Raw genomic sequence first — 15427 nt, 5'->3', positions numbered from 1 at the left:
GCAAATCGGAACAGAAGTGAGATGGAGGAGTGACCGTGTCGCTTGGAGCGATCGTCGAGGCGGTCGTCGCCTGCCGGGATGTCGAGGCGTCGGTCGATTTCCACGCCCGCGTGTTCGGCTTCGACCTGATCGAGCGGAACGGCGCCGAGGCGCTCGTCGGCGTGCGGGGCGTCGGAACGGGCCGCCTACGGCTCGTGCCCGCCCCGTCCGGGGATGACGCCGCCGACCCGAGGGTCTGGGACGTCGGCCCCCGGCTGCTCGGCCTGTACTCGCGCGACCTCGCCCGGTCCGTACGGGCGATCGACGCGGCGGGCGGCAGGTCCAGGGAGCCGGTGACCTATCCGTACGGCTCCGCCTCGCTGAGCGAGGCCGTGGCCCTCGGCCGCGACGGCGTGTGGTGGACCCTGCCCCAGGCGGGCCCCGGCCACCGGCCGAGCCCGGCCCTGGAGGGGGACGGCGAACGCCTGCACGGCGAGCTGCACACCGCCGTCATCGTCCCCGCCGACCACGACGCGGCGCTGCGCTTCTTCGCCGAGGCGGGCGGTCTCACGGTCGCGTTCGACGGAGAGATGAAGGGCGAGCCGTTCGAGCGGATGATCGGCATGCCGGCCGGCGCGAGCCTGCGGCTGTCCTTCCTCGTGTCCGCCGACCAGGCTCCCGCCCGGCTGGAGATCATGTCGTTCACCGGCGTCGACGCGCGCGACCTGTCCGACCGGCCCCTCGGGCTGCGCCGGCTGGTGTTCGCCGCCGCCGACCCGGACGCGCTGGCCGCCACACTGGAGGCGGCCGGCGGCGTCCGCCTCGCCGAGCACGCCGTACGCGGGCCCGGGGGCGTCGAGGTGGAGCTGCGCCGGGCCGGAGGGGCGGCGTCGTGACCGCCGACGAGCTGGGCCGGTTCGACGCCGTGATCGTCGGCGCCGGCGCCGGGGGTCTGTGCGTCGCGATCGAGGCCGCCGCCGGAGGCGCCCGCGTGCTCGTGCTCGACAAGCGGCCGGAGATCGGCGGCATGCTGCACGTCGCCAACGGCGAGGTCAGCGGCGCCGGGACCCGCCGGCAGGCCGCGCACGGCATCGCCGACACCCCCGAGGAGCACTTCGCCGACGTGATGCGGCTGTCGCACGGCAAGGCGGACGAGCGGCTCGCCTGGCGGAGCGTGCGCGCGCAGGGGGAGACGGTCGACTGGCTGGAGAGCCTCGGCTTCGACTTCGACCCCGCGACGCCGGGACTGGTGCACGGGCACGAGGTCTATTCGACGCCCCGCACGTACTGGGGCGTGGAGCTCGGCCGGTCGGTCCTGGCCGTGTTGCGGCGGCGGCTCGACGAGCTCGTCCGCGCCGGAGCGGTGACCGTGGCCCTGGGCGTCCGGGTCGACGGCGCCGTCCTCGAGGGCGGGCGGGTGGCCGGCGTGACCGGAGCACGCGCCGACGGCGGCGAGGTCGTCGCGTACGGCGACGCCGTCGTCCTGGCCAGCGGCGGATACGACGCGAACCTCCACCTGCGGAACCGGTTCCTCCCGCCCGGGTGCGAGGACGCGCTGATCGCCTGCCTCGACCACGCGACCGGCGACGGCCTGACGCTGGCCGAGGAACTGGGCGCGGACGTGAGCGGCGACGGGCACTTCATCCCCGTGATGGGGCTGATCCCCGATCCCGGGCGGCCGGGCTTCGCGGTGGACTACCGCGAGGCGTTCGTGGAGGTCGCCCCCGCGTACCGGACCCCGCACGAGATCTGGGTCAACCGCGACGGCGAACGTTTCGTCGCGGAGGACACCACGAGCCCCGAGCACCGGGAACGCCGGCTGCTGCGGCAGCCCGGACTCGCGATGCACGTCGTCTGGGACCGCGCCATCGCCGAGGCGGCCGAACCGCTGATCAGGAACGGCACGGGCGACTGGACGCGCGAGCGAATGCTGTCCGAGTGCGAGAGCGGCCGCTGGATCGTCGCCGCCGGCTCGATCGAGGAGCTCGCGGGCAGGCTCGGGGTCGACCCCGGAGGGCTCGCCGCGACCGTGCGGCGGTACAACGAGGCGGTGGCCGCCGGGCACGATCCCGAGCACGGGCGGACGGTCCTGCCCGCGCCGATCGCCGCGCCCCCGTTCTACGGACTGACCTCGGTCGCCGCGTCCCTGCTCAGCCGGGACGGCCTGCGCGTGGACGGCGATCTCGCGGTGCTCGACCGCGCGGGCGCGCCGATCCCCGGCCTGTACGCGGTGGGCGAGGTGCTCGGCAACAACGTCTTCGCCGGCGACAACTACGTCGGGGGCATGAGCGTGACGCCCGCGATGACGCTCGGGCGCGAACTCGGGCGCGCGCTCGCCGCGCGGCGGACCGGTCGCGGCGCGGCTCTGGCAGGCGGTCTTACAGTCCGCCGACTGCCGGAATAAACATCAGACCAATCCTTGACGCCGGGGTGAGCCGTTCCTAGGCTCCTCGTAACGCTGTTCCGCATATCGGAATTCTCACTTTGTTTCGGGGTTCAAAACCAGGAGGTGGCACGTGCGCAGGTCCACGATTCGCTGGGCGTCGGCGGCGGCCGTGAGTGCGCTGGTGCTCGCGGGCTGCGCGAGCAAGGAGGAGCGCGCGGCCGAGACGGCCGCGGCCGGAGGCACCGGCTGGAACGCGGGATCCGGCACGGTGAAGATCGGGCTCATCTCGCCGATGACCGGCCCGTACGCCGTCCTCGGGATCCTCCAGCAGAACTCGATCCAGGTCGAGATGGACCGGATCAACCAGGCCGGAGGCGTCGGCGGGGCCAAGCTGGAGCTGGTCGTCCGCGACTCCGCCCTCGACCCCGGCAAGGCCGTGCAGGCGGCCAACGAGCTGGCCGGCGACGGCCAGGTCCGCATGGTCGTCGGCCCCTCGCTCTCCGCGTTCTACAACGCGGCCAAGGGCACGTACGAGCAGAACAGGAAGCTCAACTGCCAGCCGGGCGTCGGCACCGGCGACTTCGGCGTGCTGAAGTACGGCTTCCGCTCGCAGGACCCGAACGACATCGGCATGGAAAAGCTGATGCAGTACTTCAAGAGCCAGGGCGTCACGTCCGTCGGGCTCGTCTACGAGGCGGACGACGCCGGCCGGGCGAACGACGGCTTCATCAAGGAACTGGCCCCGAAGTACGGGATCACGTACCTGGGCTTCCAGCAGACCCGGCCCGACGACCAGTCGCACCGGCCGTACGTCGACAAGCTCAAGGACGCGGGCGCCATCGTGGTCTCCAGCAACGCCAGCGGGGCCAAGACGATGGCGGCGGCCGGCGAGGCGGGATACAAGGGCATCATGGCCGGCACCTCCGGCCTGCAGAACGTCTCCTTCCTCGACGCGGCGGGCGACCTCGCGAAGGGCGCGGTCTTCTCGGCGGTCAACGTCCAGTTCAACATCCGCGACGTCGCGTCCTGGAAGCCCGGCTACAAGGCGCACGTCGACACGATCGTGCAGAAGTACGGCGTCGTCGAGGGCGCGAAGTCCGGCGCGAAGATGCCGAAGGGCACCGCGATCGCGGCCGACTGCGTCACCGCCTTCGCCGCCGCCGCGGAGAACGCGAAGTCCCTCGACCCCGACAAGCTCGCCGCGGCGATGACGGCGCTCGACATCCCCGACACCGAGACCCCGTCCGGCAACCGGATCAAGCCCGCCGACCACGAGTTCTTCCACGTCGACGATCTCCACATCTACCGCTGGGACAAGGACGCCCAGGGCTGGTTCATCACCGACGTCACGCCGAAGTCCTGACCGGGCGGCGTCCGGTGACCCGGGCGCGCCCCGCCCAATCGCCTGAGAGGAATACCCCCATGACCGTCAACGCCGGTCGGAAGATCACGGCGCTCCTCGGCGCCGCCCTGCTGCTCACCGCCTGCGCGAGCAAGGAAGAACGAGCCGGAGTGACGCAGGGGTCCTCCGGCGACGGGTGGAGCGCGGGCCGCCCGGCGGTGAAGGTCGGGCTGATCGGCCCGATGACGGGCCCGTTCGCCGTCGCGGGCATCTCGCTGGAGAACTCGCTGAAGGTCGAGATCGACCGGCTCAACGCCGCGGGCGGCCTCGGCGGGGCCAGGCTGGAGCTGGTGGTCCGCGACTCCGGGCTCGACCCGGCCAAGGCCGTGCAGGCCGCGAACGAGTTCGCCGGCGACCAGAGCGTCGGCCTGGTGGTCGGGCCCGCGCTGACCGCCTTCTACAACGCCGCCAAGGGCGCCTTCGAGAGCAACAAGAAGATCAACTGCCAGCCGATGGTCGCCACGGGGGACTTCGCGTCCCTCAAGTACGGCTTCCGCGCGCAGGACCCGGTCAGCCTCGACGTCGCGAAGATGATCGCCCACGTGAAGGCCGAGGGCGTCACCTCGATCGGCGTCGTCTACGAGGGGGACGACGCGGGCAAGAACACGGCGGACGAGGTGAAGGCGCAGGCGGAGGCGGCGGGCCTGACCTGGAAGGGGTTCGAGGCCACCAGGCCGGACGACCAGTCGCACCGGCCGTACGTCGACAAGCTGAAGGACGCCGGCGCGATCTGGATCTCCAACTCCTCCAGCGGCGCCAAGACCATGGCCGCCGCGAGCGAGGCCGGCTACAAGGGGCTCATCGTGGGCGGGTCGGGCGCGCGCAACATCTCGTTCGTCGAGGCGGCCGGCGACGCCGCCGACGGCGCGCTCTTCAGCGCCACCTACTACCCCTATCCCGGCGCCGAGAGCAGGGACACCTGGAAGCCGGGGTACCGGCGGCACATCGAGGAGACCGAGAAGCGGTTCGGCAAGAACGTCGGCCCTAAGACCGGCGCCGAGTCGCCCAAGGCCGCCGAGATCGCCGCGGACTGCGTGTTCGCCTACACGCGCGCCGCCGAGCAGGCCCGGTCCCTCGACCCCGACGCCGTCGCGGCCGCCCTCGAGAAGATCGACATCTCCGACCAGGAGACCCCGTCGGGAAACTCCGTCAAGACCGACAAGCACGAGTTCTTCGGCCTGGACGACATCCACGTCTACCAGTGGAAGAAGTCCGACCAGGGCTGGCACACCGTCGAGATCACCCACTGACCCGCGGCGCGTGAGCTCCCGTTCCGTCCGGGCCCGCTTCGTCCCCGAGGTGACGAAGCGGGCCCTTCGGCCGGTGGGCGCGGCGGGTCAGAGGGGCTGGTGGAACTCCAGGACCTCGCCGTCGAGGCCGAAGAACGACTGGGCGAGGGCCGGGCCGTACGGCGGGAGGTCCAGCTCGACCGGCGGGCTCGCCGGCTCGCCGCCCAGCCGGGTGACCAGGGCGGCGGTGGCCGCGAGATCGGCGGTGGCGGGGGAGACGGAGAGGATCCCGAGGTTGGGCGGGACGGCGCGGTCGCGCTGCGGCGCGCCGGGGAACCCGACGTACTGGGCGATCTCCACCCGGCCGCTCAGCGGGCTGCCGGGGGCGTACATGTTGATGTTGCGCAGGCCGGTTCCCGGAGGGAGCCGGAAGAAGGACTCCATGCCCTCGATCAGCTTGTCGTAGAGCTCGACGTAGCCGAGCGCGGCGTAGAAGTCCGCGGACGCGCGGGCGTCGGAGACGTGGATCGCGACCGTCTGCAGCTCGCTCGGCCGCCCGTCGTAGTCCGCCAGGGCCGACCCCTCGGCCGCTTCGAGCTGGAAGACGTCGAGCACGTTGCCGTCCGGGTCGTACGACAACGAGTCCCAGGCGGACAGGTCGGACGTCACGGTCCAGTGGGCGGGCTCCGACTTGGTGCGGCCTCCGGCGGCACGGAGCCGGGCGACGGCGGAGTGGATCTCGTCCACCCGGATGTTGAGCGCGTAGTGCCCGTAGTCGTGGGCCCGCGAGTAGTCGCCCCAGTACGGCTCGCCCGGCGCGTCGAACTCGACCAGGCGCAGCAGGCCGGTGGCGGCCCCCTCCGGTCCCATCACGGCGGCGCGGCCGGTGAGGCCGGCCGGCATCCGCCACAGGAGCTCCACCTCGCGCCCGGCGACCGCCGCCTCGGCGAGCCGGCGGTAGGCGAACGTCTCCGCGTAGAAGGAGCACGAACGCTCCAGGTCCGCGACGGCCACCGTCGTCACGCGCAGCTCGCTGATCATCGGCTCGCCCCCGGTCAGGTCAGGGGGGTGGCGCCCTCGGGCCACCAGTCCCCGGCGCCGTACGGGTCGGCCAGCGGCTGGGAGCCGTGCTCGTGGACGATGCGCCACTCGCCGTTCTCCCGGCGGACCAGCCACGTCATCCGCATCCGCAGCCGCCCGGCCTCGCCGTCGCCCACGACGTCGTAGTCGATCACGCCGCACACCTGGGCGAGGGTGTCGCTCTCGTACGTGAACGGGCCCTCGACCCAGCGGAACGCGGTGATGCCGACCGGCGCCTTGAAGTAGGCCCGCCACCCCTCGGCGATCCGGTCGCCGCCGTGGGTGGTCCAGCGCGGCCCCTCGACGAAGACGTACGCGTCGCTCTCGGGCGAGAAGGTCGCCAGCACGCCGTCCAGGTCCTTGTCGATGACGGCCGTGAGCATCGCCTCGGCCGTGCCGAGAGGTGTCCTCATAAGTGCGCCTTCCCCTGCTACCCGCCGCTCCGCGATTCCGTTACACGGAACACTGTTTCGGTCGATGACCTTAATTGTCTGAGGTATCGGGGGTCAAGGCCCGGCGGAGGCGGCCCGTCCCGGCCGGGGGCGCTCTCCGGCCGGGCGTGTTCAACGGTCAGGTGTGCTTTCCGGTCAGCCCTGTGCCACGCGTACGATCGTCTTGCCGGCGTTGCCGCCGGACATGAGCCGGCGGAACGCGGCGGGCGCCGATTCGAGGCCCTCGTGGACGTCCTCCAGCAGGCGCAGCCGCCCCTCCGCCACGAGCGCGCCGACCCTCCGGGCGAACCGCGGCGCCAGGTCCTCGTGGTCGAAGACGACGAGCCCGCGCACGACCGCCCGGGTGCGCATCAGGAGCCCGGCGGGCAGGGCGGCGGGCGTGCCCACCTCGTTGGCGTTCTCGGGCAGCCCGCACAGGACGACCCGGCCGCCGACGGCGAGCCGGTTCAGCACGCCCTCCAGCACCGCGCCGCCGGCCATGTGGAGGTAGCCGTCGACCCCGTCCGGGCAGGCCGCGGCGAGCGCCTCGGTCCACGAGGGGTCGTGCCGGTCCACGGCCGCCGTGTAGCCGAAGTGCTCGACCGCGATCCGGCACTTCTCCGGCCCGCCGGCGACGGCGACCGTACGGGCCCCGGCGAGCGCGGCGAGCTGTCCGGCGACGCCGCCGACGGCCCCGGTCGCGGAGGACACCACGACGGTGTCGCCGACGGCGGGGCGCAGCAGCCGCGTGACCGCGGCGTACGCGGTGAGCCCGGGTGTCCCGAGCGCGCCGAGCGCCGCGGTGCGGGGCACACCCGGCGGCAGGGAGAGCGGGCGCAGGGACGTCGAGGGGACGGCGGCGTACTCCTGCCAGCCCGTCTCGGCCAGGACCCACTCGCCGGTATCCACGACCCGGGCGACCGCCCGGCCGGGGACGAGGTCGCCGGGCCGCACCGGCGGATGGCCGAGATCGCGGCCGGTCAGCGTGCCCCGGACGTACGGGTCGAGGGAGAGGTGGACCGTGCGCACCAGCGCCTCGCCCGGCCCGGGCGGCGCGACCGCGGCCGTCTCCACGCGGAAGTCGGCTTCGGCGGGCACGCCGTCCGGGCGGCGGGCGAGCACGATCCTGCGCTGCGCCGCGGGGACCGCCGTGCGCCCGGTCAGGTGCCCGGTCACCCGATGCGCTTCTCGTTGATCAGGGTGCGCCGCACGCAGACGCCGTTCTCCAGCCACTGCCAGACGCGGCTCCGCTCGGTGCCGTCGTCGCTGAGGACGATCAACTCGAACAGCCGCTGGTCCAGCTCTGCGGCGGCGGCCTTGTACCGCCAGGTCAGGTACGCGGTGTTCTCGTCGAGGCACCAGGTCACGCCCTTGATGCGCTCGGTGTCGAAGTACAGGCGGTCGCGGCCGTCGAAGACGCCGGGGAAGGTGTGCTCCTCCGTCCGGCCGTCCTCCCAGCGGTACCGGTTGACCTGCACGTACCGGTCGGGGTGCTCGGGCGGGAACGTGCAGCTCAGGTGGGAGGCGTGCCGGTCGACGATGTTCCCCTCGCGGTCCACGTAGGTGTAGGTGCCCTCCCATTCGCCCTCGTGCCTGGCCAGCAGAGGCATGCCTTCGCGAATGTTCACGCGTCGCTCCTTGCTCTCCGCGGAGGCCGGCCGTGGGCGGGCCTCCGCCGTGTCTGGTGGGGATGCGAGCCATCAGAGTGACATGTTGAAACAACGTTTCGCTAGAGGGAACATTCGGGGGACATCGCCGCCGTCTGTGGCTAGGCTGTGCGCGTGTCCACCGATCGTGTCTTAGCGCCCGCATACCAGGATCTGGCGGATCGGATCCGCGCGCAGATCCTCGCCGGAGAGCTCAAGCCGGGCGACCGCCTCCCGGTCGAGCCCGAGCTGTGCACCCTGTACGGCGTGAGCCGGAGCACCGTGCGCGAGGCGCTGCGGGTCCTGTCCAGTGAGCGCCTGCTCGTCACCCGGCGGGGGGTGGCCGGGGGAAGCTTCGTGGTCCGCCCCGAGCCCGAGGACATCAGCGGCTACCTCCGTTCCAGCCTGATGCTCTTCACCGACTCGGGTTCGGTCGCCCACCTGCTGGAGGTGCGCATCCTGCTGGAGGTGCCGGCGGCGGGGCTGGCCGCGGCCCGCCGGTCGCCCGAGCAGCTCGACACGCTGCGGCGCACGCTGTTCGAGCCGCGCCCGGCCGAGCGGGGCAAGGCGTACACGGCCAACCGGGGGTTCCACAAGGCGCTGCTCGAGGCGGCGGGCAACCCGCTGCTCGACGCGGTGACCGCCCCCGTGTTCGGCGTGATCGAGGGCAGGTTCGCCCGGGACGAGGCGTCCGACGGCTTCTGGGACCGGGTGGACGACGACCATCGGAAGATCTTCGCCTGCGTCGAGGCGGGCGACGCCCAGGGGGCCGAGCGGGCCCAGCGGGAGCACCTGGAGCACCTGCGCGACACCTACACCCGGATCGACCGGGAGCGTCCCGCCTGAACGGACCCGGCGAATTGAAACGCTGTTAACGTCAGCGGAACAACCCCTTGATTTCTTAATAGTCTGACCTTTAGGCTCGGCCGCGTACGCACAGGTCTGGGGTTAAGGGGCGCCAATGGGTGTCAAGCCGGGATGGCAGGGACGGTTCTTCGAAGACTTCGAGGTCGGCGACGTCTACCAGCATCCGCTCGGCAGAACCGTCTCCGAGGCGGACAACACCTGGTTCACGCTGCTGACGATGAACACGAACCAGATGCACTTCAACGCCGAGTACGCGGCGCGCTCGGAGTTCGGCCGGCCGCTCGTGGTCTCCACGTTCACCGTGGCGATCGCGGTCGGCCAGAGCGTCACCGACCTCACCCAGAACGCGTTCGCCAACCTCGGCTGGGACGACATCCGGATGACCCACCCCGTGTTCGCGGGGGACACGCTCTGGAGCGAGTCGATCGTCCTGGAGAAGCGCGAGTCGGCCAGCCGCCCGCACGCCGGCATCGTCACCGTTCGCACCCGCACCATCAACCAGGACGGCAAGGAGGTCTGCTCCTTCAGGCGGACCTTCTACGTGTACCGGCGCGGAGCCGAGCAGGTCGAGGGCGTGTTCCCCACGGCCGAGCGGCCGCTCACCCTGGAGGGCTGATGCGCATCACGTACGGTCCATGGGGCGAGACCCTGGACGAGATGGCGGACGCCGCGCGCGCGGCCGAGCGGGCCGGGGCCGAGGTCGTCTGGGTGCCGGAGATGCACCGCAGCGCCGTCGGCTCCGCCGCCGCGCTGGCCCGGGTGACGGAGACCGCCCAGGTCGGCACCGCCATCGCGCTCGCGTTCACGCGCAGCCCGATGGTGACCGCGCTGGAGGCCCTCGACCTCGACGAGCTGACCGGAGGCCGGTTCATCCTGGGGCTGGGCACCGGCGTGCAGCGGCTCAACGAGGACTGGCACAACGTCGCCTGGGGCAAGCCGGTCGGCCGGCTGCGCGAGACCGTCCGGGCCATCCGGCACTTCTGGGCCAACTGCACCACGGGCGAGCCGATGGTCCTGACCGGCGAGCACGCGCCGATGAGCATCCGCGGCTACCGGCGGCCCTTCCCGGTCACGCGCACCCGGATCCCGATCTACCTCGCGGCGGTGGGACCGGCCATGACCAGGCTCGCCGCCGAGATCGGCGACGGCTGGATCTCGCACGAGCTGTGCTCACCCGCCTACCTGCGGGAACGCATCCTCCCCGAGGTGGAGGCGGGCCTGGCGAAGGCCCCCGGCCGCGGCCGCGGCGACCTCGACCTCGTGGTCTCCGCCTGCTGCTCGGTGGACGCGGACGCCTCGGTCGCCCGCCGCCGCGCGGCCGGGCTGGTCGGGTTCTACGCCAGCGTGCGCAGCTACGCCGACTTCTTCGCCTTCCACGGGCTGGCCGAGGAGCAGGCCGCCGTCGTCGAGGCGTTCCGGTCCGGCCGCGGCGCCGACCACCTCGGCGGCGTGGTGCCGGACCGCATGGCCGACGCGGTCACCCTCTCCGGGAGCCCGGACGAGGTGCGCGCCCGGCTCGCCGCCTACGAGGGCCTCGCCGACACCGTCAAGCTGACCCCGCCCACGCACGGCCTGCCCGCGGCCGAGACCAGGGCGGCCCAGGAATCGATCATCAAGCTGATCGCCGACATCACAGGAGGGCGCGCGTGAGGCCGCTCGAAGACGTCAGGATCATCGCCGTCGAGCAGTACGGCGCCGGTCCGTTCGGCAGCGTGCACCTGGCCGACCTCGGCGCCGAGGTCATCAAGATCGAGGACCCGCGGGTCGGCGGCGACGTCGGCCGGTACGTGCCGCCGTACGCGCAGGGGGAGGACTCCCTGTTCTTCGAGGCGTTCAACCGGGGCAAGCGCAGCCTCTCGCTCGACCTCGGCACGGCGGAGGGCCGGGCCGTCTTCGAGGACCTGGTCCGCGTCAGCGACGCCGTCTACAGCAACCTGCGCGGCGACGTGCCGGCCAAGATGCGCATCACCTACGACGACCTCAAGCACCTCAACCCCGCGATCGTCTGCTGCTCGCTCACCGGCTTCGGCATGACCGGCCCCAGGAAGAAGGAGCCCGGGTACGACTACGTCCTGCAGGGCCTGGCCGGGTGGATGCACGTCACCGGCGAGCCCGAGGGCCCGCCGACGAAGTCCGGGCTGTCGATGGTCGACTACTCCGGCGGCTTCGTCGCGGCGATCTCGCTGCTCGCCGGGCTGCACGCGGCCCGCAGGGACGGCGTCGGCATGGACTGCGACGTCAGCCTGTACGACACCGCGATCGGGCTGCTCACCTATCCCGCCGCCTGGCACCTCAACGCGGACTTCGTCCCCGCGCGCACCCGGCACTCCGCCCACCCGTCGCTGGTGCCCTTCCAGGCGTTCGAGGCGGAGGACGGCTGGCTCGTCGTCGGCTGCGCCAAGGAGAAGTTCTGGCGGCGGCTCACCGAGGTCATCGGGCACCCCGAGTGGGCCGACGACCCCCGGTTCGCCACCTTCGCCGCCCGCAGGGACAACCAGGACGTCCTGCTGCCCCTCCTCGAGGAGATCTTCCGCAAGCGCTCCGTCGCCGAGTGGCTGCCCCCGCTGTACGCCGCCTCGATCCCGTGCGGCCCGATCAACGACGTCGCGGCCGCGCTCACCGAGGAGCACACCCTCGCCAGGGACCTGATCGTGGAGACCGAGCACCCGGTCTGGGGGACGGTGCGCCAGGTGGCCTCACCGGTCCGCGTCGGCGGATTGCGCCCGGCCTACCGGCGCGCGCCCCATCGCAACGAGGACCTCGGGCACGTCACCCGCGACCTGCTGGGCTACGACGACGACAAGGTGGCGGCGCTGACCGAGGCGGGTGCGTTCGGAGCGCCCGCGTGACCGCCGCCCGCGTCCTGGCCGAATGGGCGACCGGACTGCGTCCCGGCGACCTGCCGGAGGAGGTGCGCGAGGCGGCCTGCCGCCACCTGCTCGACGGGTTCGGCGCCGCGCTCGCCGCCGGCCGCGCCGGAGCGGCGGGTCCCGCGCTCACGGTCGCCCGCGGTCTCGGCGGCGCGCCCGAGTCGGCGCTGCTCGGCACCGGCGAACGGGGCTCCGCCGTCGCGGCCGCCCTCGCCACCGGCACGCTCGTGCACGCGCTCGACTTCGACGACACCCACGCCGGGGGGCTCGTCCACGCCACCGCCGTCGTGCTGCCCGCGGCCCTCGCCGTCGGCGAGCAGGTCGGCGCGTCCGGAGCGGAGGTCCTCACCGCCGCGGTCGCCGGCTACGAGACGGTGTGCCGGGTCGCGGCGGCCGCGCCGCACGCGTTCCACGGCCGGGGGCTGCACGCGACCATGGCCTGTGGCGTGCTGTCCGCCGCCGTCGTGGCGTCCCGGCTGCTGGGGCTCGACGCGGACACCGCGGTGAACGCGCTCGGCGTCGCGGGCAGCCAGGCCGGCGGCCTGCTGGAGTTCCTGTCCACCGGCGCGTCCACCAAGCAGCTCCACCCCGGCTTCGCCTCGGCCTCCGGCATCCTCGCCGCCCGGCTCGCGGCGGCCGGGGCGAGCGGGCCGGACAGCGTGCTCGAAGGCCCGCACGGCCTGTACGCGGCGCTGGCCGGCCGGACCGTGGACGCCGCGGACGTCACCCGCGGCCTGGGGGAGGCGTGGGAGACCACCCGCGTCACCGTCAAGCCGTACCCCGCCTGCCAGCTCATGCACGCGACCCTCGACGCGGTCGCCGAGGCGATGCGCGTCGCGGGCCTCCGGCGGGTGGACGCCGCCGACGTGGTCGAGGTGGTCGCCGACGTTCACCCGGACAGCGCCTCCATCGTGTGCGAGCCCGCCGCGCGCAAGGTCGCCCCGCGCACGCCGTACGACGCCAAGTTCTCCCTGCCGTGGAGCGCCGCGGCGCTGCTGCTCGACGGCGCGGTCACGCTCGCGACCTACGCGCCCGGCTCTCTGGCGCGGCCCGAGGTCGCGGACCTGGCCGCCCGGGTGCGCACGGTCGTCACCAGTGGCGGCGCGGAGGCCGAAGGCGTGGCCGCCGACGCGCCCGGACGCGTGCTCCTGCGGCTCGCGGACGGGCGCGAGATCGAGGGGCGCGTCCCCCGCAGCGTCGGCGGCCCCGACCGCCCGCTCGGCGACGCCGCCCTGGACGCCAAGTTCACCGCCAACGCCGGAGGCCCCGCGCCGGAGGCCGCCGAGCTGGCGCGCAGGGTGCGCGGCCTCGCCGCCGAACCCGACCTGACCACCATCGTCGCACTCGCCGACCGGCTCGCCCGGCCGGCGCCGGAGGTACACGCATGACGCTGAACGCGATCCGCCCGGACCGCTTCCCGTGGTTCCGCTACGACGGCTACTCCTTCTCACTCGGGCTGACGCACGGAGAGGACGCCTGGCTGTCCGGCCACTCCGCCAGCGAGCACGACCCGGAGTCCGGGCGCATGGTCGTGCGGGGCGGCATGACCGAGCAGACCCGCACCGCGTACGCGAAGATCGCCGCGATCCTGGAGGCCGCCGGGCTGTCGTTCGCCGACGTCACCCACATCACCGAGAACGTCACGGTCGCGGGCCTGGAGCGCTACGAGGAGGCGGCCGCCGTACGGGCCGAGATCTTCGGCGAGCACCGCCCGGCCGTCGGCACCGTGATCGTCGACCGCCTGCTGCGCCCGGCCGCCCTCATCGAGGTCGAGGTGCACGCGGGCAAGGGCGGCCCGGCCGCGCTGCCCGGCGGCGTGGCCGAGGCGCGCGACGGCACCGTCTTCCTGCCGACGCTGCTGCCCCTCGACGAGCACGGCGACGTGGTCCACGAGGGCGACCTGGCCGGCCAGTACGCCCACTGCCTGGACACGGCCGACCGGCTGCTGCGCGGGGCCGGGCTGTCACTGGACGCCGCCGTCACGACCTACGACTACACGACCCCGGCCACCCGCGACGTCTACCGGCGTACGCATGGGGTGCGCAAGGAGCGGCTCGGCGGCGCGGGCGTCTTCCCGGGCGCGGGCGGCATCCTGATGAGCCGGCTGCACCGGCCCGGCGTGCTCGTCGCGCTCGACGTCACCGCGTCCCGGCATCCGCTCGAAGCGGTCAACCCGGGCTGGTCCCGCTACGACACCCTCACGTACACTCCCGGCGTCAAGGCCGGCGGCATGTTGTGGATGAGCGGGTTCGCCGCGCTGGACATGGAGACCCAGCGGGCCCTGCACCCCGGCGACGTGGTGGCCCAGGCCGAGGTGACGTACGACGCGATCCTCCAGGTGCTGGAGGCCGCCGGGGCCGGGCCCGAGCACCTGATCTCGACGATCGAGTTCGTCTGCCCCGAGGGCCTGGCCGACTACCGCGGCGTCGCCGGCGTGCGCAAGGAGCGGCTGCGCGACCCGTGGCCCGCGTCCACCGGAGCGATCTGCGCCGGACTGCTCCGGCCGGAGTTCCTGCTGGAGGTCTTCCCCGCGGCGGTGCTGCCGTGAGCCTGCTGACCGAGGAGATCCGCGCGCTCGTCGGCACCGAGGTGTCCTACACCGCCCCCGAGCCGCTGGGCCGGGCCGCGATCCGGTACTTCGCCCGCGCCGTCGGCGACGACAACCCGCTCTACACGGACGACGCGTACGCGCGCGAGCACGGCTACGACGGCGTCATCGCGCCGCCCACGCTCATCTGCGAGACCAACCAGTACGCCGACCTGCCGCCGGACGCCGACGGCTACGCCGGGCACGACTGGCACATCGACATCCCCGGCAGCCGGAAGGTGCGCGGCGGCAACGCGTACACCTTCCACGAACCGGTGCGCCCGGACGACGTGATCACCGCGACGTGGCGGCTCGACGGCGTCACCGAGCGCCGGACCTCCTCCGGCCAGGAGATGCTCGTCGTCTCGTCGGTCGCCGCCTACACCAACCAGCACGGCACGCTCCTCGTCACGAACGAGGAGACCATCATCTTCGTCGCCCCCGCGGCCGGGCCGAACACCGGGCCCGAGGCCGCGCCCGGGAAGACGGACGGATCGGAGGAGGCACGGTGACCGGGCCCGACGTGACGGCCGGCTCCGAGGTCCCGCCCCTTGAGCGGACGATCGGGCTGCGCGACATGGTCGCCTACGCCGGGGCCACCTGGGACTGGCACCGGCTCCACTACGACGCCGAGTACCTGGCCAAGCGGGGGCTGCCCGCGCCGGTCGTGGACGGGCAGGTCTTCGGCGCGTTGCTCGCCGAGCAGCTCCAGGACTGGCTGGGACCGCGCGCGGTCGTGCGCCGCCTGCACTTCCGGTTCAAGAACCTGGTGTTCGCAGGCGAGACCGTCCGCTGCACCGGGCGGGTCGTCGCGGTGGACGGCGACACGATCACGGTCGAGCAGCGCATCGTGCTGATCGACGGCGACGAGCCGGAACGGGTGGCGGTCGAGCCCGCCGGGGCCGTGGTCGTCCTGCGCGCGGGGGAGGAGCCGTGACCGGCGCAGGGAT

16 protein-coding genes are annotated in these 15427 nt (G+C 73.2%); 12 read left to right on the top strand and 4 right to left on the bottom strand.

What is annotated here, in order from left to right; all coding sequences use genetic code 11:
* Window positions 1-35 precede the first annotated feature (35 nt).
* The 4 genes from AWQ70_RS35095 (at window position 36) to AWQ70_RS35080 (ending at window position 5017) form a co-directional block, all read left to right on the top strand.
* The gene (locus AWQ70_RS35095; RefSeq protein WP_169808791.1) at window positions 36-875 is read left to right on the top strand and encodes a VOC family protein; all 840 of its coding nucleotides are present in this window, start codon (window positions 36-38) and stop codon (window positions 873-875) included.
* Window positions 872-2383 carry an FAD-dependent oxidoreductase gene (locus AWQ70_RS35090; protein WP_067186151.1) on the top strand — a complete coding sequence of 504 codons (1512 nt, stop codon included), beginning with the start codon at window positions 872-874 and terminating at the stop codon, window positions 2381-2383. Before AWQ70_RS35095 ends, AWQ70_RS35090 begins: the two co-directional genes overlap by 4 nt.
* A 112-nt stretch (window positions 2384-2495) precedes the next feature.
* Window positions 2496-3728: an ABC transporter substrate-binding protein gene (locus AWQ70_RS35085; protein ID WP_067186149.1), complete on the top strand. Its 1233-nt coding sequence runs from the start codon at window positions 2496-2498 to the stop codon at window positions 3726-3728.
* Between the two features lie 59 nt (window positions 3729-3787).
* Complete coding sequence (locus AWQ70_RS35080) at window positions 3788-5017, top strand: ABC transporter substrate-binding protein (RefSeq protein WP_067186147.1); 1230 nt, start codon at window positions 3788-3790, stop codon at window positions 5015-5017.
* An 87-nt stretch (window positions 5018-5104) separates the two neighbouring features.
* Here AWQ70_RS35080 and AWQ70_RS35075 read toward each other — a convergent pair whose 3' ends face one another.
* The 4 genes from AWQ70_RS35075 to AWQ70_RS35060 form a co-directional block, all read right to left on the bottom strand.
* Window positions 5105-6037 carry a VOC family protein gene (locus AWQ70_RS35075; RefSeq protein WP_067186145.1) on the bottom strand — a complete coding sequence of 311 codons (933 nt, stop codon included), beginning with the start codon at window positions 6035-6037 and terminating at the stop codon, window positions 5105-5107.
* Window positions 6038-6051: 14 nt separating this feature from the next.
* Window positions 6052-6489: a YybH family protein gene (locus AWQ70_RS35070; protein ID WP_067186144.1), complete on the bottom strand. Its 438-nt coding sequence runs from the start codon at window positions 6487-6489 to the stop codon at window positions 6052-6054.
* A 174-nt stretch (window positions 6490-6663) separates the two neighbouring features.
* Window positions 6664-7683, bottom strand: coding sequence for an MDR family NADP-dependent oxidoreductase (locus AWQ70_RS35065; RefSeq protein WP_169808790.1), 1020 nt, complete (start codon window positions 7681-7683; stop codon window positions 6664-6666).
* Window positions 7680-8135, bottom strand: a complete 456-nt coding sequence (locus AWQ70_RS35060) for a DUF3598 family protein (RefSeq protein WP_218004767.1) — start codon at window positions 8133-8135, stop codon at window positions 7680-7682. The genes AWQ70_RS35065 and AWQ70_RS35060 overlap by 4 nt, the downstream gene beginning before the upstream one ends.
* A gap of 153 nt (window positions 8136-8288) precedes the next feature.
* Here AWQ70_RS35060 and AWQ70_RS35055 point away from each other — a divergent pair, with 153 nt between their 5' ends.
* From AWQ70_RS35055 to AWQ70_RS35020, 8 genes are all read left to right on the top strand, one after another.
* Window positions 8289-8999: a FadR/GntR family transcriptional regulator gene (locus AWQ70_RS35055; protein ID WP_174552454.1), complete on the top strand. Its 711-nt coding sequence runs from the start codon at window positions 8289-8291 to the stop codon at window positions 8997-8999.
* 115 nt (window positions 9000-9114) lie between these two features.
* A complete protein-coding gene (locus AWQ70_RS35050; protein WP_067186139.1) occupies window positions 9115-9636 on the top strand; it encodes a MaoC family dehydratase in 522 nt (173 codons plus the stop codon).
* Window positions 9636-10670 carry an LLM class flavin-dependent oxidoreductase gene (locus tag AWQ70_RS35045; protein WP_067186136.1) on the top strand — a complete coding sequence of 345 codons (1035 nt, stop codon included), beginning with the start codon at window positions 9636-9638 and terminating at the stop codon, window positions 10668-10670. The genes AWQ70_RS35050 and AWQ70_RS35045 overlap by 1 nt, the downstream gene beginning before the upstream one ends.
* Window positions 10667-11869 carry a CaiB/BaiF CoA transferase family protein gene (locus AWQ70_RS35040; protein WP_067186134.1) on the top strand — a complete coding sequence of 401 codons (1203 nt, stop codon included), beginning with the start codon at window positions 10667-10669 and terminating at the stop codon, window positions 11867-11869. Before AWQ70_RS35045 ends, AWQ70_RS35040 begins: the two co-directional genes overlap by 4 nt.
* Window positions 11866-13278 carry an MmgE/PrpD family protein gene (locus AWQ70_RS35035; protein WP_067186132.1) on the top strand — a complete coding sequence of 471 codons (1413 nt, stop codon included), beginning with the start codon at window positions 11866-11868 and terminating at the stop codon, window positions 13276-13278. The genes AWQ70_RS35040 and AWQ70_RS35035 overlap by 4 nt, the downstream gene beginning before the upstream one ends.
* A complete protein-coding gene (locus tag AWQ70_RS35030; protein WP_084518151.1) occupies window positions 13275-14438 on the top strand; it encodes a RidA family protein in 1164 nt (387 codons plus the stop codon). The genes AWQ70_RS35035 and AWQ70_RS35030 overlap by 4 nt, the downstream gene beginning before the upstream one ends.
* Window positions 14435-14989 carry an FAS1-like dehydratase domain-containing protein gene (locus AWQ70_RS35025; RefSeq protein WP_084518150.1) on the top strand — a complete coding sequence of 185 codons (555 nt, stop codon included), beginning with the start codon at window positions 14435-14437 and terminating at the stop codon, window positions 14987-14989. Before AWQ70_RS35030 ends, AWQ70_RS35025 begins: the two co-directional genes overlap by 4 nt.
* On the top strand, window positions 14986-15414 hold the full coding sequence (locus AWQ70_RS35020; protein ID WP_245647303.1) for a MaoC/PaaZ C-terminal domain-containing protein: 429 nt from the start codon (window positions 14986-14988) through the stop codon (window positions 15412-15414). Before AWQ70_RS35025 ends, AWQ70_RS35020 begins: the two co-directional genes overlap by 4 nt.
* The last annotated feature ends 13 nt before the right edge of the window (window positions 15415-15427 follow it).

Origin of the sequence: Microtetraspora niveoalba (genome assembly GCF_001570405.1) — a bacterium.
In the GTDB taxonomy this organism is placed as follows: domain Bacteria; phylum Actinomycetota; class Actinomycetes; order Streptosporangiales; family Streptosporangiaceae; genus Microtetraspora; species Microtetraspora niveoalba.
Note: the sequence above shows the minus strand (reverse complement) of the source record. Positions and strands in the feature narration are given on the sequence as shown.